This is a genomic window from Defluviitoga sp., from assembly GCF_035349255.1.
Taxonomy (GTDB): domain Bacteria; phylum Thermotogota; class Thermotogae; order Petrotogales; family Petrotogaceae; genus Defluviitoga.
This window is the reverse complement of sequence record NZ_DAOPSE010000024.1, coordinates 1-21300: the sequence shown is the minus strand read 5'-3', so window position 1 is coordinate 21300 and position 21300 is coordinate 1. Positions and strand designations below refer to the sequence as shown.

The window sequence follows — 21300 nt, the reverse complement described above, 5'->3', positions numbered from 1 at the left end:
TGCCTGTGTCTTTGTAATATTCTTCTGGCGTTGCATATGCATCCCATCCAAACAGTGTTCCTAAAGCTAGAAAAACCATCAATAAACAGATTAATACTTTCTTACTTTTCATAATACCACCTCCTGAACATTCAACACACATCTAAATGGAGCTTCTTTATACTTTTAAAGATTTCTATAAAGGGTTTATGAAAATATCTATAAATCATAACTCATTATATAATGGATCTCTGTAAGCTCAACAAATACCTCTAATATTTAATATTTATTAATTCAAAATATAAATATTTTTTAAATATTTATATTTTAAATTAAGAAAATCGATCTTAATTTGTTACATTTTGTTTCGTCTTTTTTATTTTGATAGATAAAAATAGACTACACTTCCTTGTATTTTAGTTTCTTCAATTTTTTAACAAATTATTGAAAAAGTTCTTTTAATTTTTTCATAAGAAAAGCATCTTATAGAATTAAAAGGATATAACAAATAGTGAATATTTAAATAACCATAGAAAAATTATTGGCTCGCGCTCGTTACTTTAGCCTGAAAATGGAATCAAAATCGAGAAAAATCTAATTACTAAAATCTACAATTTGATTTTCCTCAGTTTGAAAGCCTGCTATAAATATTTTTTCACTTATATTGATATCTAATTTTCTTGATATGAAAACTATTTTCTTATACTAAAACCAAAAAAATTATACGCACTTTGGTAGCTGTTTGTCAAATTCGATTTAAAATAATTACGAAGATTTATTTGCGATTATTTGGAATTATTTAACTTTATCTTTAATTTTCTTATTTTTCTATTTTTAATTTTTTTCAATTATAAATTTTTTAATATCTTTTTTTACATAAGCGCCAACTTTGATGTAACCCTATGACCTTAATTTGTGTTTTTGATTAATAATCCAAAATATTTCAATTTTGTTTTCTAATAAATAAATTCTCTAATAGATTAGGTACTTGTGCAAAGAGATAATAGAAGGTCAAACGCCTTTAAACCTTCTAAATCCAATTGCTCATTTTTGGAAAAAATCTTCATTTCTAAAGTGACCAAACAAAAATTTTATTTTTTCACATATTCACCCGTCTTTTCTCCAAAACTATTTCCTCATCTCTCAATTTCACAACGATATAATGATAAGCCCAATTTTCATCATCCCTTGGATATAATTCCAAGGTTCTAGCATCTTTAAAAAGCAAATGAGGCCCTCTACTCTCTTTCCTTTCATTCATACATCTTAGCAAAACTTGAGCCAACAATCTGATATTTAGAGTTTCAAAATAATCTTTTAACGTGATACTGGATTCTAAAATTTCATTTATTGAGATGTTTGAAATTATTTTATAAGTATTTTTTAAGTTTTCAGGAACTCTAATAACTCCAGCATGTTTCGTCATTTGTTCTTTAATGTTTTGCTTTATAATGTTTTTGCTACTATTAAACGAAAATTGTAGGTGTTCTTTTTTTATTTTTTCTATTTCACTTTCGGTTATTTCGGAGGACTTTGCTTTCAAAGCATAAATAGCTGCGTTATTCCCTGCAATTTTCCCAAATACTTGAGTGTCAAGCAGTGAATTACCTCCTGGTCTATTTGCTCCATGTTGACCTCCAGCTGCTTCGCCACATGAATACAAGCCTTTTATAGAAGTTTCTGCTCTTTCATTTATTTTTATTCCTCCTTGAAAATGTTGTATTGCAGGAACTACTTCTATTTTCCCCTCTATATCAAGATCAATGCCCTTATTTACAAGCAATTCATATATCTCTTTGTTCATTTTTTTTAACCGTAATAATGGTCTGGAAAATACATCATCTCCCAATAAATCTATTCCTAATGAGGTTTTATACCAATCAATAATATCTTGAGGAACAGTGGATTTGCTCAAAAACTCGGGGTTGGCACTATAATCTAAGAAAATTTTTCTACCTTCCATAATTTCTTTTTGCACTGCGATATCAATTATATGAGACTCTTCTTCATAGGAAAGCGGCCAACTCCACCCTTTTGAAAAAAGGATACGAACCAAATCTTTACTGTCATAATTTTTCTTATAATGTTTGCAAATAATATCTTCTCCGAGATCATTAATGATTCTTGGCAAAGCCCTCATAAAGCTACCCGAGCAAGCTATCTTGGTTTTCTTAGAAGCTATTCCTATTTGTATAAACTCCATATTAACAAGCTCCGCGCCTGCTCTTAGTGCGGCAGCATGTCCATCACCTGTACACATTGTTGGAAAAAGATTTTCAGCATAAACCTGACCAGCTCCGCCCGTTGCTAAAATTACAGCAGGAGCTTCTACTACAAATAATTCGTTTGTTATAACGTTAATTCCATATGCTCCTTTGACTTTATTTTCGTCATCTAATAAAATATCTTGTATCATTGTATTCTCAATAACTTCAATTTTTTGATTCATAACTTCTTTTGCTAGCGCCTTTGCTATTTGCACCGCTGTATCTGGTCCAGTATAACAAGCCCTAGCATACTTTGAACCATCTGTTCTAAATTGTTTTACTTTTCCATCTTCTTTTGAAAAAGGAACCCCCAATTTTTCAAGGTATTCAAAGGCATCTTTAGAGTTTTTAGCTAATACTTCTGCTAAATTTTTATCAGAAACCATTCCACCTATTACGAAAATATCCTCAGCATGATATTTCCAAGAATCTTGCGTATAAGGCTCTGTGGTATCTAATGTTGCATGAAAAGCCATTCTATCTGAATAAGAAGTTGCCGTTACACTATCATTTAACATTTTTCCTTTGGAGATTATTTTAACGTCTAAATTTTTATCTATTTCTTTTAAGCTTAAAGCTGCTCTTAAGCCTGCTCCTCCAGCTCCAACAATAACGATATCTGCTTTTACTTTTATCATGTTTTTCACCTCATCACCTATTTTCCCTCAATATTTCCATATATGGCTTTAGATAGATCTCTCTATCTCTTATAGCACAACCCGTAATTTTCTTATGAGCCTTTAATTCTGCACATCTGATACAAGTAATACATACTTTACTCCTATCTAAAATTCCGCTCTCAATAATATCTTTTGCAAAATTCGGATAGGCAAAAGCCATTCTTCCTAGTCCTATAATCTTTGCATATCCTTTTTCTACCATTCCACTAGCTACATATGGGACATATTCTCTAAACCAGCTTAACCCAGTTCCAACAACCACGAGATCTTCAAAATTGCTTTGCACCTCTTTAGTCAGTTTTATTAGTCTTTCAACTCCAAGTAGGGGAGGTTCAGGTGGAGCATATTTTTTTGGTTCACCATCGGCAGGTCTATTTATATGCGGATTAATGTATGGACTTCCTGCAGTTACATTTATTATTTTAACTTTTCTATCTTTTAGCTCTCTGATTAATTTTAAAGGTTCAGCTAGATCAAGTTCTCCTTGCTCATTCACACCCCAACCAACAGAATAATGTAGAAAATCAGAGATATTTAATCTTACAGCAACTTCGATTCCAACTTCATCTTCAATCCTTTCTACAACATCTTTTAAAAAACTTGTTCTGTTTTCATAATCTCCTCCATACTTACCTTCTCTCGTTCTAGCTCCGAGTAATTCTGATAATAAATAACGATGACAACTTTTCACATCTACCGCATCAAAACCTGCTTTTTTTGCTAATTTTGCCGTTATAATATATGATTCTTTAAGTTCTTCCAGTTCTTTATCAGTAATGATAGGATGTGAAAAGTCTATCTTTGATATTTTGTCAAGTTCCTCATCATGTACCGCAATAACTTTATTTTCTCCAAAACGTCCCGAGTGAGTCAATTGTAGTACTAAATATGGATATTGTTTATTATCCTTTAGAGATGTTTCTTTCATCATATTTACCAAGTTTGCAAAATCATCAAAAGTATATTTATTTAAGAACAATTGCTGGTTATTTGCTCTGGCTGATTCACTCACGGCTGTAGCTTCAAACCAAATTAAACCCGCTAATCCTTTGGTGTATCTCATGTATCTTCTTTCGGTTAGTTCGCTAGGTGATCCCTTTGAAGTTGCATCACATCCCTCCATGGGATGAATTGCAAGTCTGTTATTTATTGTTCTGCCATTAATTTCTATTTTTTCTTTTAATAAATCAATATTTGTTGAAAAAGGAATATCCAAATTTAATTTTTTTACTTTATTTTCTAAATCTTCCAAAGAAGAAAAATTAAAAATATCCTTGTTGCTCAAAAAAACCACCTCTTATATTAGTACTTTAATCCTCCAGCTGAAAGTCCCTTCATAAATAAGTTTTGGAACAAAAGAAATATTATTAAAGTTGGTATTATTGACATTACGGAAAAAGCCAAGATTTCATTCAAGGGAATACCGTATTGACCTTGCAATGTTGCTAGTGCCAATTGAATTGTGAAATTTTTCCCACTATTTATAACTATTAATGGGAGTACAAAATCATTCCATCTCCATGTAAAAGAAAATATTGCAAGAGAAGCAATTAACGGTTTAGAAAGAGGAATTACTATCTTAACGAATATTTGCCATTCATTAGCTCCATCAACTTTAGCGCTTTCTAAAAATTCATCTGGAAGGTCTTTCATATATTGAATCGCTGTAAATGCCCCTGTTGGAGTAAAAACAGCAGGTATAATAAGACCCCACAAACTGTCCATCAGTCCCAATTGTTTTATGATTACAAACAAGGGAACCATTATTATTTGAGCGGTAACAAAGAGCGTAATAACGACTATTTCTGTAAAGAAATCTTTGTGTCTAAACGTTCCTTTCGCTAATCCATAGCCCAAAGAAACACAGAGAAAAACAGTTATGATTGTTGAAATTATAGCAACAAACAAAGTGTTATATAAATATCTCATAAAATTAGATTGTTTAAAAATATTTATATACCCTTCAAAAGATATTTTTTTTGGAAATATGGTAGGAGGGTACTTATATATCTCACTCATACTTTTAAAGGAAGAGGTAACCGTCCAAAAAACAGGTATCATAAACAAAACTGCTAATATAATAACTATTGTTTTTCTCATATTTTTCCACCTTCTATCTCTCTCTCTTGCACTTTTCTAACAGTATAGGCTATAACAAAGCTTATTAATAAAACAATTAAAGAACCAGCGGAAGCATAGCCAAGTCTAAAATCGGTGAAAGCTTTTTGATAAACGTACAAAGGTGCTACCGTCGTTGCGTATCCAGGCCCACCAGTTGTCATGATATAAGCAATTGTAAAATTCCTGAAACAATTTGCTATTGAAAGTGTGATAACAGAGATATTAGTATTCTTTAATAAGGGTAGTGTAATATACCAGAACTTTTGAAATTTTGTCGCTCCGTCTATTGAAGCAGCTTCATAAAATTCTTCTGGTATAGCTTGCAGTCCAACTATAAACAGCATCATCATAAAACCTGCCAAAACCCAAACTTGTACGAGAACTATTGTAAATAGGGCTAACGTAGGATTATCAAGCCAATCCACCGGTTTAAATCCCATACTTGTTATTATATAATTAACCAAACCAAAATTTCTACTAAATAACCATTTCCACATAGTTCCTGCAGCAACCATAGGTATCATGTATGGCCAATAAAAGAAAACTCTCATAATCTTCGAAAATCTGTCTTCCTCTTGAAGAAGAACTCCCAAAATTAAAGAAACTACAAAAATTATGGGAACAGCTAAAAAAGTATACTTAAAAGATACTATTATCGAATTCCAAAACCACTTATCTTTCATCAATTGAGAAAAATTTCTAAGTCCGACATATTTCATTGGACTTAAAAGATCCCATGAAAAAAAACTAAGTACTATCATTAAAATTATAGGTAATATATAAAAAAGAAAGTGAAAAACGAATGCTGGTATCGTAAAAATAAACCTATTTTTTACTATCTTAAGCTCTTTCAAATACAATCACCCCTTCTTGTTTTTTATCTAAAACCTTCTAGATCTAAGTTTATCCCTTTATTAGAAAAGGGGGAGCCTACAGTCAAAAAACTAATAGGCTCACCCATACTAAAGACTAGTATAAAGGATTCACGATAAAAACCAAATGTCTACAACTCTTCCTTAACTCTTTCCGCTTCAGATTTCCAGTGTTGAATCATTTGTTTTGGAGTCATTTGACCAGTTATTCCAAGGGCTATATCTTTTCTAATAGTATCTGTTATTCTGCTCCATACCGCTGTTGCCCTTACTGTTGTACTCCATGCAGGCGCTCTTTCAGCTAACACTTGGTGTACTTCTGCCCACGTTTCTAAGAGTGGTTCTCCATAATCAATTGTATGGTCTTTGTAAGCACTCAAATCTCTGCTTCTTTTTATATATTCTGTATATCCAGTATCCTTGTTAGCTAGCCACATTGCAAATTCGGTTGCGGCTTTTTCTTTTTCTGCATTTCCTGTTTTGGGTACAGCCAAAAATCCTCCTCCAGATATTCCAAACCAATCTTCTATAACAGGAACATACGCCGGAGATACTTCGTTTTGTTTACCTGCATTGAAAGATTCTCTTGACATCCAACTTCCTGCCCAGTCAACCGCTGTTATACCACCAAAGAAGTTATTGGTATGTGATTCTCCAGAGAGCCATTCAGCAAGTGGTACTAAACCTTCTTTAAACAAGTTAACAAATTCTTCTATAGCCTTTTCTGCATTTTCATATTGATCCATTACGAAGTTTCCTTCCTCATCTAATACAGTGATGTTCCATAATGCCAAGTAACTAAAGAATTTATCTGCCGAATATTCAATAGACATGGCGTAAGGTATCTTATTAACTTCTTTTACCTTTCTTAAAATATCCTTAAATTCTTCCCAAGTCCAAGGCTCCTCTCTTCCACCGAGTGGAGGATATTTTATTCCTGCTTTATCAAACATTGCTTTATTAATCCAAACTGAATATGTAGTAAAGTGTAATGGTATAGCGTGTACAACATCACCTTCACCTAAATAGACTTTTACAACATCATAAGTTGAATCTTTATACTGTTGAGGGGTTAAACCTAAAGATTTTTGAATATCTGGTCCTAAATTCTTCATAAACTGGGTCATTTGAGGCAGATAAGTTGCGGTTGTTTCGAGTAAGTCAGGTGGATTACCACCTAAAAAAACTAAAGACATCTTTTGCATATAGTTGGCATATGGAAATGCTACAACCTCTATCGATACATCTGGATGATCTTTTTCATATAATTCAACAACCTGCCTTAATACTCTAGCTTTACTTTCGTCACTGGAATACATCGTTAACTTTACCGAGAAAATCGATCCTGCTATCATCAAAAAAACTAATGTAAAAGTTAGTAACCTTTTCATACTTCTTACCTCCTTCCAAATATTTGAAAAAATCAGATAACCTAATTAGATAACTGCTTTAACGCTAATAAACCTTCTTTTTCACCTCCTTAGATTATATAATAGAAACTTTGGAAATTATAAAGCGTACTTTTTATAAATGTTCTAAATTTAGATTTTTGAAAAAATGCCTCTTTTGCTCTAATTCTCTCGTTTATTGCTAATTTCTTTTACATATTCAATAATTTGGCAAAGAAAGGAGGACTTTGTCCCATTACTTTTGTAAATTCAAAATCTCATTTCTAAGAATCTATTTAGCTAAACTATTTGCAATTTACAGACATTAATTAAAGGTACACAACTTTTTGTTCATCAGCAGATTGAAGTGCCTTTAAGCAAATTTTTGTAACTTCAAACGAATCTTCTGCACTTATCATGCATTTGCCCTTACCCTCAATTTCTTTTAAAAAGTCTAAAAATATGCTTCCTCCTTGCTCTAATGGTACTTCTCTAACTCCAGGAATTTGATCATCGATTAAAAGCACCTTACTGTTAATAACCTCTATTATTCCTTTTGTTCCCACTACCCTTAATCTATCGTCATCGTGTGTTGGTGCGTTATTAGGCCTAAAATAATCTATAGTCAAAGAAGCTAAAACTTCATTTGTAAGATTAAAATGGCATAGTGCACTTACTTCTAAATCGCCGTGGCCTTTATTATGTTTTTTTGAATGAGAAGCATATACTGATAAAAATTCTTGATTACTGAACCATCTTATCCAATCAATTCCGTGACTTCCTACCCATGGAATGGTACCTCCGTAAGTTTTTCTTGACTTATAAAACTCGTCTCTTTCTCCTAGTTTATACGATTTTTGAGCATTTAAAAGTCTTATTTCACCTATAGAACCATTTTTTACATAGTTATAAGCAGTTAAAAACCATGGTTTATACCTTATGCCAAACATAGCCACAAAGACGGATTTGCTACTAAAATAAGTTTGCTTGAGTTTTTCCAGATCCTCAAATGTTGTTGCTACAGGCTTTTCAGTAAAGACATTTATTCCTCTTTTTAAAGCTTCTATGGAAACACTTGCTAAATCTCCAAAAAAACAGTTGACAACAGCAATATCAGGCTTTAGTTTATCAAACATTTCTCTATAATCTTCATAAATTTCTGGTTTGTAACCTAAATCAACAACCTCTTTATATACTTTGTCAATACGTTCACCTTTTGATCCAGCTGATATTCCAACAATATCAACATTTAAATAACGGTTAACCCTTAAAGGATTCAATACATAATGATAATGACCACTAGAGCCTACAATACATAATTTCATGACGTTAATATCTCCTTGTATAGAAGTTATTTTTTGAGAAAAGGATTAAAAAATATGTAATTTTTTACATTAACTTCTTTGGTAGGCACAGACCATTCTACTCCCAGGTCAGAAAAAAGCACTTTCTTCTCAAAAGCTTCTTCAATTATTTCATCTATTCCTTTTAATACAGTCTTATATTCTTTTTCTTCTGTTTCAAATTCCTTCACATATTTTTCAGGAATTGGTATTATCTTCTCCGCTGAATCATACGCCCCGTTTATTGCTACCACAAAAGGCCTAGAATTTGTTGGCGTAGAATATAGCTGGTCTATAATACCTAAATGCTTTCTCGCAGTCACTCGAAATACTTCCAAATGAGGATCTACTCCATCTTTTCCAAATTCTATAGTTTCATCATTTGCCAGCAATATCCTTGTATTTTCGGAAAAGTCCCAAATTGCTTTTCCCTTCGTACCTTCTATTTCCATATAGGGATCCAACTTGCCTTCGCTAGCATGTGTCACATAAAAATATACTTTTGTCCCATTAACAGTTCTTGCTTCTAAACATGATGTATCCTCTGCTTCTATGTAAGTATGAGCTCTATAAAACTCCGCCCTCACACTTTCTAAATCTATTGATTCGTTCATGGAAGGTCCTAGTAAATAAAGCATGTTATTTAAGTAATGAGCTAGAGCATTATGCATTGGACCATCTAAAACTATATGGCCATTGTAAATGGTCTTCCCTGCCCAATCATTTCTAAGATAGTAAGATTTATACCTAGGCCATAAAGCTTTACAGCTTATTTGTTTTATTTCTCCCAATTTCCCTTCTAAGATTATTTCTTTTAACTTTCTAATACTTCTTGCATGAATCATATGAAACCCTATAGAACAGAATTTTTTCGTTCTTTTCTCAACTTGTATGATATTGTCTAATTCTTGAATAGTGGGAGCAGGTGGTTTTTCCAGCAAAACATTGTATCCACTTTCCATAGCTTTTATAGCCATTTCAGAGTGCGTATGTATGGCTGTTGGCAAAGTTATTATATCTATAAACTTTTGTCCTTCTTCTAATAGTTCAGCGAAAGACTCAAATACTTCTATTCCTTCACATTTTAATTCTTTTGCAATATCAAAATTTCTTCTTTTATCTTCTATTACTACTCCCGCAAGTCTTACCTCATTTTCTATCTCCAATTGTTTGATAAATTTTATATGATCAGCTGCAAAGTTCCTGGCTCCCACAACTGCAAAAAATGCTCTTTTCATTCTTTTTCCTCCCATAACCTTTTGTATTAAAGTCTTCTAACTCCACTGTATCTGGCGTCAATTGCAGGAATTAAAATTGGATCTATTCTTCGTGAACCTAGTTGATGCATGTCCAACTCTAAAAAACATTTTCATAGAGGTTCGGGGTGTTTCACCCCCGAACCAAAAAGTTCTACTTAAAATTATTCATTCCAAATTCCTATAGGGCCACTGAGTGTCCAATTGTGTGGAGCTTTACCAACCTTCGATTTCCACCATACATCTCCAGCTTCAACTTTTATTTCATAACGTTCATTTAGTAAGTCTAAATCAGTTATAATCAGAAAAGTGTTGCTTGTTGTGTACTTGTCATTTGTGGGCAAAAATTCGTCTATACTTTGCTTTATTGGTTTGCCATTTACATAAACCCTATAACCTAATATTTCGTTACTATCTATAGCAGCAGGCCAACTCACTTTTAATGTTTTATCATCAATTTTTTCTAATGTTAATTCTTTACTTGTCCACGAAGGAGCGTCTCTATCATAGTCATCCCAAGTACGTATAATAATTGGTTCATAAGCCAGTCTTGTTCCATTGTCGTTTAAAGCCAGTATTTCTACTTTGTTATCTTTCCCTGCTTTCAAACCAGTTGCTGTTATCCGTATTTTTCCTTCTTTGGCAGGATTAAGAATTTCCACTTTCTTTACCCCATCAACTAAACATTCATATTTGCGAACATTGACATCAGGTGATGCATTAAATTCTACCGTAGCCCATGTGTATCCTACACTATTTTCAACAAGAACAACTTCTAACCCTTCTTTTGGTGGAAGTATAGGTGAAAAATCCCTTTTACTGTTTGTTGGAACTTTAATTTTGTTTGAATAAACCTTATTACCAACTGCATCTTCCGCTATCACTTGAAATTCATACACCAATCCTGGCATTACATTAAAAATAGTTATTTTCGTATCTTTAGTTGAAGATTCAATTATTTTTTCGCTATTAAGATATCCTATTACCTTGTATTTTTCAATACCCACATCATCATTAGCGGGATTCCACAATAACTCTATTTCTGTACCTTTTAAATTCGAATGACCTTTTAGAGAAGGATTGTCCCATGTGGGAGGATTTTGGGCATTTTTTGTGGTACTTGATTGAATAGTTTTACCGAGAAAAACTAATCCGTCACAATCGGAAATAGACCATGCTTTCTCAGCATCTATGCCCGTAATAACTACATTTATAAAAGAACTGTCTTCTAAGCCTTTTAAACTGATAGGTTTGTTTGCATCTTTAAATACCACGTTTTTTAAGTGTATATTATTATGTGTATGCCATGCCTTGTCTAAATCTGCTATAACTTCTAAAGGAACAGCGTTGCCTGTATTTGAAACTGTTAAATTTTCAATAACGATGTTTGAAAATTCTGCAGGACTTTTAGCCGGTTCAAAATTAATGACTTGGTTAGGATCACTATATGCGGTGGATAAGGTTATAACTTGACCTCCTGAACCTGTACCAGGGTTTGCAACAACGTTGTCTCTTATATAGATATTTCTAACTCCTCCACCATTACTCAAATTACTTTTAAATCTAAAAGGCATATCGGTCAAGTTTAAAACATTATCTTCTATTAAAATATTTTCTATAAATCCTCCTGTGTGACTACCTGCAGCAATTGCTCCCCCATGTGCTTCTCTTATGAAATTATTCACTACCCATACATTGGAGGAAGACCTTTGATTGTTATCTATAGCTGGTTGTCCCATTCCAGAGGCAAAATTAACCGCATCATCGCCCGTATCGAAAAAGTTAGCCACTACAATAGCATTTTTAGAGTTCCCAAATTCTACTCCATCACCATTGTTAGTATCGTAAGTTTGATGAATAGTTGAATAAACTGTAATATTATCACTTTCAAGAAAAACAACACCATGATAAGCTGGATTCCGTAAAGTAACACCTTCTATGTATAGACCATCTACTCCCTTAAACAACATCAAACTAGGTCTTGTAGAATATGCTTCGGAAACAGAGTAGCCTAAGTTTTTCGATTTAGTTACTGCGTCAGCTGCTAAAATCCCAAAGGGTTCTTTATTTGCTGAGTCTCCATCAGTAACTTTAACATTGTTCCCAGCTATATACCTTGGCAAATTATAGATATCCTCTTTCGGATCGAGTTCGTTTTTATTTTGAGGCACCATTTCCTCTGATATTAATTTTCCATCAGCAGTACAATATTTCCAACCATTGCCATCTATTGTACCTTTTCCAACAATTCTTACATTTTTAAGCTCTTTGCCATCTTTAGAATACGCGTTTATAAGCGCCCATCTTCTGGTATCAGTAGAATAATCATATAAAAGATGGTTAAAAGGATAATGATCGGCATTTGGGGAACCAACTAATGTTGCACCTTCTTGAATTTCTAATGTAATATCGCTTTTTAGCCAAATTGCTCCTGTCGTATATATGCCCGTAGGAATGACTACTTTTCCTCCTTTTGGACAATCGTCTATGGCTTGCTGAATTGCTTTAGTATTTTTTATAATTTTTTCATTGTTATCTCCAAAAGTATAATCGGTAATTCTTCCTGTATCAACTGCACCGTAATCAATCACATTCAATATAACAGGAGACGGAGATGTTCTAACTTCGATTTCAGGACTGTTTTCTGATTCTTTGCCTTCACTAGATACTGATCTCACAAAAATCCTATATGTTGTATCTGGTTGCAAATTTGTTATCTTGATGTGATGAATATCAATATCTGGATGAAAACCATCAACGTTTTTTTCATAAAATGCTTTCATAAATGCATAAGTATACGACGAATTCATCTTGAAGCTTTCTTTTGCACTACCTACAAATTTACCATTCACATACACGTTGTAATCGACAATATCGTCATAAATTTCAGGCTTTTCCCACAGCAACAAAATACTGCTTTCATCCACCCCTAACGCAGGCACACGTAGATAATCGGGTGGACAGGGGTTGCTCCCAAAAATTGTTACAACGGTTAAAAACAAACACACTAAAAAGGCTACTAGTTTTACTTTTTTACCCATAAATGCCACACCTCCATTTTACTTTTTTGTCCATAATGTCCCACCTCTATAATTAATTCATTCGAAGTATGAATTTTTAAAAGATAAAAAAAATTATTTCATTTTATGAAAATAACTTTCTCATTTTTAACGATTCACCAAAATTATACCTAGCATTTAAATTTTTTTCAAGTTTGATTATGGGTGATTAGGGAAAGTTAATAAAAAATAAGCCTAAATATCTTTAAATTTTATGAAAAATCTTATAAATAAATAAAAAATAAATACTCTAATCTTTTTAGAAAATAAATGTCAAATAATGATTTTATCTAATTAGTAAAAGTTGAATATTTCAATATTTTTTACTCTCATATCCAATTTTTTGCTTTCAATTGAAAGATTAACTACATCAATTTCCTTAACATTTTCCATGTAATTTCCAAAACTAATATTTAGAAAATCACAGTTCTTTAAATAAAGCTGTTCAACAGGAGACCTTTCATACGCCTTTATCCATATTCCATAACTGCTTTTCATAGAAACAACATTTTCTAAACGTATATTTTTTATAGAAGGAACAAATTTTCCAACGTCACCTTCTTCATAGTAGTAGTCTATTATTAGGACTGAATTCTTTATTTGTTTGATAATTATATTTTTTGCATAAATGTTTTCTATATTTCCTCCTCTTAAACTATTGGTTTTAAATCTTATAGCTTCATCTAAGTGCGGACTATCCATTAAACTATCTTCAATAATGATATCTTTTGCCCCTCCGCTAATTTCGCTACCAATAACTAACCCTCCATGCCCATCTCTCATCGAACAATTTCTAACTAAAACATTCTTCGTTGGAACACCTATACGCCTTCCATCAGCATTCCGACCAGATTTGATAACTATGCAATCATCTCCATTATTTAAAAAAGAATCTTCAATTAAAACGTTCTCACACGATTCAATGTCTATACCATCATTATTTGGTCCCAAACTTTCGATTGTAACTCCTTTTATAACAATATTCTTTGACAAGACCGGATGAATGCACCACATAGGTGAATTTATTATCTTAATTCCTTCAACAAGAATATTTTCACTGTTATAAAATTGAATAAAGCTAGGCCTTAAATAAGAACCGAGTCCAAACACCCTTTCTTCAACAGAAATCCCTTCTTCAGCCATTTTGAAAAGTCTTTGTCTATCTTCATTTTGATTAGGAAAACCTGAATCCCAACCAAACTCCTCTTTTCCACACCAATACCACCAATTTTTGTTATTACAATTACCATCTAAAGTTCCTTCTCCACTAATGGCAATATTATTTACACCATATGAATAAATAAATGGAGAATAGTTGTAACATTCAACTCCTTCCCATCGGGTAAAAACTACCGGTAAATATTTTTTAGGATCATCTATAAATCTTATAGTTGCATTTTTCCTCAAAAACAAATTTATATTATCTCTTAAATGTATAGGGCCCGTAAGAAAAACGCCTTCAGGTACTTCTATAATACCTCCTCCTACTTTATAACAATGATCTATAGCTTTTTTAAAAATTTCTGTGTTATCATAGTTGCCGTCACCAACAGCTCCAAAGTCTATTAGCGAGATCTTAAGATGTTTTTGAAAATTAGGTACTTGAATATTCTTTAAAATCTCGCCTTTAAGTTTTTCATACATTTTATCTACCTCTCTCAGGAATTCCAAGTTCCCTAACATGTCTTTCAATATGTTCTGCAACTTCCATATGGTACTCACTTTCATATTTGGTCAATATTTCAAAGAATCTGTTTCTAAAATCGTAGTTTGGATTCAGTACAAACATATAAGAAACATGTAAGGTTTGCCTTGCATTAGGATTTTTTAAATATTCTAAGGGTTTTAAATCTTTGGGAACAGAAAAGGGATCACACGAAAGATGATAGTATTTATCCATTTCTTTTCTTTTATCAAGGCAGGTTTTCCATATTTCTAAGAAAAAATCTGGCGCTTTTTGAGCAACTATCTTAAGTGCTTGTAAGTAACTAGTTCCAGAAGTTTTAAGATGATAGTTTCCTTGAGTAACTTGGTTTATGTAAGGATATATAGCAAATTTATCACTTCCAGAATGTATCGAAAGCCTATATCCAAAGTAACTTGCTATCTTATAATGTTTTATTAGTGAACTTTTAAATTCTTCTATATTTCCAATATAGTCGATACCCTTCTGAAATTCACCTGGAAATCTTGGAGCTAGTGTATCAATTGTAATTCCTTCATCATATAGATACTTTGATAACAAAAAATGTGTTTTTTCATCTGTTGGAATATTTGTTTCATCTATAGAAACCTCAAAAGATACATCTTTGTTTTTTACTTTTGGAAAGTTATTCCATATATAAATTATTCTTTCAATTACCCCTGAATAGATAGATAAAATCTTCTCAAGTTCTTCTTGGGAATATTCTAAGTCTAAATCTTTTACCTTGAATGTTTTTCCATAAAATCCCTTATAGATCTTTTCTTTAATCTTCGAAACAACACCCATGTATTCCGAACAATCTAAGGTTAACATTGTTATTCCAGAATCTATTGCCATTTTTATCTCTTCATCTGTTTTTAGATGATCACCATCAAAACCACTCTTACCTTCATAATTTTCTTTAATTACAGCATTTTCGACATCTTTTTTAACATCGTGAAAAGTCCTTCCAGTAAAGTTCAATTCTCTAATACTTTGTTGTGCAAAAACGGGAAAGAACTCATGTCGTTTGGCCACCTTTATATGACCTGGCGTTGCTAAACCTACTCTATCTCCAAGACCTAATGAAATTCCTTGTTTAGGTAATTTTGAGAACATCGTATAACCTCCTATAAATTCACATTACTTACTTTAGAAATTCTAAAATCTTTTTTTTGGTACTTGTAGCTAAGAAAGGGGAGAGGGCTACGCCCTGTTACCCTTTTAAATTCAAAAACAATAATTATCTACTTAAACTTTTTGGTACTTGTAGCTAGGAAAGGGGAGAGGGCTACGCCCTGTTACCCTTTTAAATTCAAAAAAATGTTTTTTTGAAAATTATAATTTCTAAACTTCTCAATTAGAAATTTAAGCAATAATCTCTTCTTTTATGTATTTTTCAAAAGCAAAAGTAGCAGCTCCTAAAGCTGTTATATAGTCTCCTATTGGTGAAACTTCGATTTTAGTTTCATTATTTGCATAGAATATATTCTCGTTGTAACTTTTCTCAGCAGCGTCTTTCAAAAATTCCCAACCGTATGCAACTCCTCCTGCTATGTAAACTTTTTCGGGGTTTAATATATTTACAACGGTTGAAATGCCAATACCTAGATAGTGACCCGCTCTTTCAAAGGCCTTGATTGCATTTTGATCTCCTTTTTTAGCTAGCTGATAAATAACTGATGATTCACACTCTTCTTCACATTCAAAGTTTTTACCGGACAATTCTGCATAGTTTCTTACAATTCCTTTACTAGAACTTTCTGTTTCTAAACAACCTTTTTTCCCACAGTTGCACATTCTTCCTTCGGGATTAACTGTAACATGCCCTAATTCACCCGCAGCATTCTTATAGCCACGTATAATCTTTTCATTACTTACTATCCCAACACCAATACCTGGACCAATGTTCACTACAACAAAATCTTTTTCCTTTGAAGAATTATTGATCAATAAATCCCTTGCCATCATTATCGTATTATGATCAATATAGGCAGTTAAATTGAACTCTTTCTTTAGAATCTTTTTTATCTCTAAATTTTTTATCCCTAAGTTGTGAGCTCTTATTACTACACCTCTTTCGTAGTCAACAAACCCTGGAAAAGCCATTCCCATTCCGATTACATCGTATTTATCTGTTATTATTTTTATGTTGTCAAATATCTGTTGTAATAATTCATCACCTGTTTTTGTTCGAAATTTCTTTGAATAATAAAGATCTCCTTTCCCATCAGACACTATCGCTCTTGAATACGCTGTCCCTACATCGTAGCCAATAAAAAGGAAATCATCGTAATTCACATCCAACAAAACACCTTTTTTACCAACCCTTTCTACCTCTTCACTACCAATTTCTTTTATAACCTTTTTCTGAATTAAAAAATTGGTAATATAACTTACTGTAGAGGGCATTAGATTTGTTTGCCTTGCTATATTGGCACGTGTCATTGGACCATTGTTTCTTAAACACTCAAAAATTAATGCTGCATTGTTTTCTTTTAAAGAAGATAAAGATGCTTTTTTCATTTTGTGTAACCTCCAAATCGCTATTTTGTTCTTTTATAGAAGAACTTTTTTATCTTTTAATTCGTATGATCAGATATTAAAATACCCACAGTTAGATTGACTAAATCCGAGTTTTTCCACTACTTAATCAAAAAATAATTCTTTTGGTCTATAATAACAAATATTTCTCACTAAATCAAGGGCTTCTTTCATCGGTATTTGGCCTTTCTCTACCATTTCTCCTATAACATTAGAAAGTACCCTTCTGAACATTTCTGTCCTTGAACCATATGACATTAGTTTTCGTGAATCTGTAACCATTCCTGCCATGTTACCCAAAAGATCAACTGTCGCTATATATTTCAAGTACATTTCCATTCCAAAGGGACTGTCATTAAACCACCATGGAGCTCCTAGACTTATATTTGGAAAGGCACGCGCTAAGGTAGCTGCAGTAGGATATAAAGAAGGATCTAAACAATAAAGAACTATTTTTAATTTTTCATCAAATTCATTTAAAAAGTATTTTAGTCCTTCTGCTAAATTAATAATATTTGTAGAAACGTCTCCTCCAGAATCCGGACCTAATCTATTGTATAATTTGTCACGGTAATCTCTCACTGCTCCTATATGGAGCTGCATAACCCAATCACTTTCAGAATTCATTCTTCCAAATTCATTGAAAAGATAGGCTTTAAAATCACAGATCTCTTCAACAGATAATTCTCTTGACTCCATCGCTTTTTTGTAAATATTTTTTACCTTTTCTTTTTCTACAAAATAAGAAATTGGTTGGTATATTCCATGATCACTTGCTACTCCACCTAATTCTTGAAATTTTTTATGACTTTTATATAAAGAGTTCAAAAATCCCTCAAAAGTGCTTACATTTTCGTTTGTTACTTCTCCTAAATCAATGATGAACTCTCTCCAGCCTTTTTTCTCTATATTCATAGCCTTATCAGGTCGCCAGGTGGGTAGTATTCTAATTCCTTCAATCTCTTCTTTTGCTTTTTGGTGGTAATATAAATCATCTGTTATGTCGTTTGTGGTACACATTATTTCAACGTTCATGCTCCTGAGTAATTCTTGAGGTTTCATGTTTTGTTGTTTTAAAGCTATTGAGGTATCTTGCCATATTTTTTCCGCAGTATACTTTGAAATAACATCGTCAACATGAAATCTTCTCTTTAAATCGAGGTGAATCCATTCGTAGGTTGGATTTCCAACAAAATTTGGAAAGACTTCCGCTAAGGCCAACCATTTTTCTTTGTTCGAAGCGCTACCAGTTATTTTTTCTTCTGGGACACCTCTTTTTCTCATAAGTTCCCAAACGTAATGATCTGTTGCTGCCTCAACCTGCCATATGTCTGTCCAACCTTTATTCTCAACAATCTCTTTAACATCTCCGTGATTGTGTGCATCCAAAATTGGAAGATCTTTTACTGATTCATAAAGTAGTTTTGAAGTCTTATTTTGTAACAGATAATTCTCATCTAAAAATGCCAATTCAAATTCCTCCTTTGGTAGTGCAGTTTTTTAGTAATTGTAGAAATCTTAAAATCTTTAAAAAATAGTTGTTTTAGCTTTAACTTTCTAACACTCTTGGTATTTCTACCGAGAGTGAATAGCTCCACCCTTGAACCCAGTTAAATTTAAAATATTGATTACTAATTTTCTTAACTTGTTAATACTTGTATCAAAAGGGAAAGAAGCCATATACCATTAAACTATTTAGATCCAAAACTGACCGCGGGAACAGATTTATATATGTTATTTTTTTAAAACTTCTGCTAATTTGTCTGGAAAATCTACAGTCATACCATCTATTCCACATTGTAAAGCCTTATGCATTAATTCGATGGTTTTAACTCCCCAACATCTAACAGAATATCCTAATTTTTTTGCATACCGAACTTTTTGATAATCAATGAATTCTATATTTGGGCATATTTGCTTAATATTCCAATTCTCGAGAGATCTTAAAGTACTTTCTTTGATTCCATCTGTTAAAAATCCTATCTCGATTGTTGAATCTAAATCCCTTATTTTTTTTAATGAACATAAGTTAAAAGAAGTTATTGTAACTTTTGAGTCACAATTGAATTTATATATAATTTTCAAAACATCTTCTTCAATATCTTCTACTTTTATTTCTATTATGAATTTTAAGTCTTTTCCTCCTAAATATTTCAACATATCATATAAAGTTACTATTCTCTCATTTTTGTATTTATTCCCTTTATAGCTGCCAAAATCAAAATCAAGAAGTTCTGAATATGTAAAATCTGAAATACTGCCACTCTGCCCTGTTATCCTGTTTAATTTTTCATCATGGAAAAGCACAAGGACATGATCTCGAGTTTTTTGCACATCTGTTTCAATTCCGTCAGCATTCATTTCAATTGCAAGATAAAAAGAGGCAAATGTATTTTCTGGTGCATATGCACTTGCTCCTCTATGTGCATAATTTATAATCATTATATACACCCCGATCTTCATTTTTATATAAGCTAAAAATTTATTCGAAATTAACCAATAACTTATTTATTATAATGTTCCTTCATTTCTTTATTAAAAGGTAAGTTAAATATCTCATCCCACAACTTTGGTATATCATCATAATTTTTAGTCCTTGGATCTCTCACCAAAACCTCTTCCAGAATCTTCCTATCGCCCGTTATAAAAGCATCCAACGCCATTTCCATTCTCATTATACGAGGGGTTAGATAGTATTTCTTAATTTTTTCTGGTAGGTCCGGCTCTATCTTTTCAGGAAATATTCCATTTTTATTAACCTTAACGGGAACTTCAACAACTATATCATCAGGAATTTCTCGTATTGTTCCGTTGTTTAGAACATTTAAAAATAATCTCACTTCAATATTATTAGTTAAAGCATTTATAAAAGGTATTTGTTGTTCTCCACTTAATTTTTCTTTTGGAAATTCTTCTGGCCAATTCTCTGTGATTTTTATTTTAGGGTTCTTAGAGACCTCTATAATCATCCTTTTTATCTGTCTTAATTCTTCGTAAAATTTTGGCCGTTCAACTTCATTGTCTATACCTCCAAACTTGCCATACCATCTTTTTTTTGCTTCTAAACTGTGGTGATACTTCCAAGAACCATTACGCGTTGTATCTCCAATAGGTAACAATCCATAAAATCGGTACATGTCAATAACAGCTGGACATAAATGTGTATCCCACGGATTGGTTGATTCCCAATTTTTCGACTTTGTTTCAATCCATTCGTCTAATAATGGATAAGCATTTTCACCTTTGTATAAAAATCTATTCAACCAAATCCCGTGGTTAACGCCTGCTATTTGCCAATCTGTATCTTTTTTGTCTATTCCTAACGCCTTTAAAACCTCAAAAATACCTTCTACCCCATGACAAAATCCAATTACTTTAACGTTTGTTAGTCTTTTTATTAATTGAGTTATTTCAAAAACTGGATTAGCTGTTTGTATAAGCCAGGCATCCGGACATATTCTCTCTACAGACCTTGCTATGTCAAGTGACATTTTTAAATGGTTATAATTAGTGAAAGTATAATAATCTGATACCATATTGAACTCTTGGCTGTCTATTCCTCTGTAGTAACCATACTTTTCTGCTACATCTCTCATAATTTCATAACTGACATAACCATCTTCGTGTCCTGGTGCTCTATATAACGCTGTATTTATTACAAAATCAGCGTCTTTAAGCGACTCTTCTCTATCTAAAGTTTTTTCAAATTTCAAATTTCCCCCTATTTCTTCGTTGTACCTTTTACATAGGTTATATACTGCTTCTAACCTTTCTTCATCTATATCCATAAGCGATACTAAACTGTCATTAAGTTCTTTCGTTTTTGCTAAATCTCCAACAAGTTTTACTGTATACCTTACACTTCCTGCTCCTATAAATGATATTTTTATCGACATTTTTACACCCCTTTTAATTAATTCATTCTACGCTCGAATTATTAATCTATTATAATCTAAAATTATCACAAATACAAACCTTATTTATAATGATTTTACTTGATCGCAGCTTTTTAGTTTTGAATATTACTAAATAACTACCATTTTCAAGATTATTTATATTTTAAATCTCTTAACTAAAGCCTCTAGTTCAGAAGATAATTCATTCAAC

General features: G+C 32.3%; 14 protein-coding genes. All 14 read right to left on the bottom strand.

The features are described from left to right. Nucleotides 1–1078: 1078 nt before the first annotated feature. The 14 genes from PKN74_RS06265 to aglA all read right to left on the bottom strand — a co-directional run bounded on the left by PKN74_RS06265 (nt 1079) and on the right by aglA (nt 21089). A complete protein-coding gene (locus PKN74_RS06265) occupies nt 1079–2884 on the bottom strand; it encodes an FAD-dependent oxidoreductase (protein WP_472309688.1) in 1806 nt (601 codons plus the stop codon). 13 nt (nt 2885–2897) lie between these two features. Continuing rightward, nucleotides 2898–4211, bottom strand: a complete 1314-nt coding sequence (locus PKN74_RS06260; protein WP_472309686.1) for an oxidoreductase — start codon at nt 4209–4211, stop codon at nt 2898–2900. 17 nt (nt 4212–4228) lie between these two features. Further along, complete coding sequence (locus PKN74_RS06255; RefSeq protein WP_472309684.1) at nt 4229–5026, bottom strand: carbohydrate ABC transporter permease; 798 nt, start codon at nt 5024–5026, stop codon at nt 4229–4231. Further along, nucleotides 5023–5901, bottom strand: a complete 879-nt coding sequence (locus tag PKN74_RS06250) for a carbohydrate ABC transporter permease (protein ID WP_472309682.1) — start codon at nt 5899–5901, stop codon at nt 5023–5025. Before PKN74_RS06250 ends, PKN74_RS06255 begins: the two co-directional genes overlap by 4 nt. 149 nt (nt 5902–6050) lie before the next feature. Beyond that, complete coding sequence (locus PKN74_RS06245; protein ID WP_472309680.1) at nt 6051–7310, bottom strand: ABC transporter substrate-binding protein; 1260 nt, start codon at nt 7308–7310, stop codon at nt 6051–6053. Between the two features lie 326 nt (nt 7311–7636). Further along, nucleotides 7637–8632: a Gfo/Idh/MocA family protein gene (locus tag PKN74_RS06240; RefSeq protein WP_472309678.1), complete on the bottom strand. Its 996-nt coding sequence runs from the start codon at nt 8630–8632 to the stop codon at nt 7637–7639. 26 nt (nt 8633–8658) lie between these two features. Beyond that, on the bottom strand, nt 8659–9888 hold the full coding sequence (locus PKN74_RS06235; RefSeq protein ID WP_472309676.1) for a Gfo/Idh/MocA family protein: 1230 nt from the start codon (nt 9886–9888) through the stop codon (nt 8659–8661). Nucleotides 9889–10070: 182 nt separating this feature from the next. Then, nucleotides 10071–12947, bottom strand: coding sequence for a fibronectin type III domain-containing protein (locus PKN74_RS06230; protein ID WP_472309674.1), 2877 nt, complete (start codon nt 12945–12947; stop codon nt 10071–10073). A gap of 312 nt (nt 12948–13259) precedes the next feature. Further along, entirely contained in the window at nt 13260–14609 is a 1350-nt protein-coding gene (locus PKN74_RS06225; protein WP_472309672.1) for a glycoside hydrolase family 28 protein, read from the bottom strand. Between the two features lies 1 nt (nt 14610). Then, nucleotides 14611–15768 (bottom strand): tagaturonate epimerase family protein, encoded by a 1158-nt coding sequence (locus PKN74_RS06220; protein ID WP_472309670.1) that lies wholly within the window; start codon nt 15766–15768, stop codon nt 14611–14613. 249 nt (nt 15769–16017) lie between these two features. Continuing rightward, entirely contained in the window at nt 16018–17175 is a 1158-nt protein-coding gene (locus PKN74_RS06215) for an ROK family transcriptional regulator (RefSeq protein WP_472309668.1), read from the bottom strand. A 123-nt stretch (nt 17176–17298) separates the two neighbouring features. Then, on the bottom strand, nt 17299–18663 hold the full coding sequence (uxaC, locus tag PKN74_RS06210) for a glucuronate isomerase (RefSeq protein ID WP_472309666.1): 1365 nt from the start codon (nt 18661–18663) through the stop codon (nt 17299–17301). Nucleotides 18664–18927: 264 nt separating this feature from the next. Next, nucleotides 18928–19635: a glycerophosphodiester phosphodiesterase gene (locus PKN74_RS06205; protein ID WP_472309664.1), complete on the bottom strand. Its 708-nt coding sequence runs from the start codon at nt 19633–19635 to the stop codon at nt 18928–18930. A gap of 62 nt (nt 19636–19697) precedes the next feature. Then, the gene (gene aglA / locus PKN74_RS06200) at nt 19698–21089 is read right to left on the bottom strand and encodes an alpha-glucosidase AglA (RefSeq protein WP_472309662.1); all 1392 of its coding nucleotides are present in this window, start codon (nt 21087–21089) and stop codon (nt 19698–19700) included. Nucleotides 21090–21300: the final 211 nt, after the last annotated feature.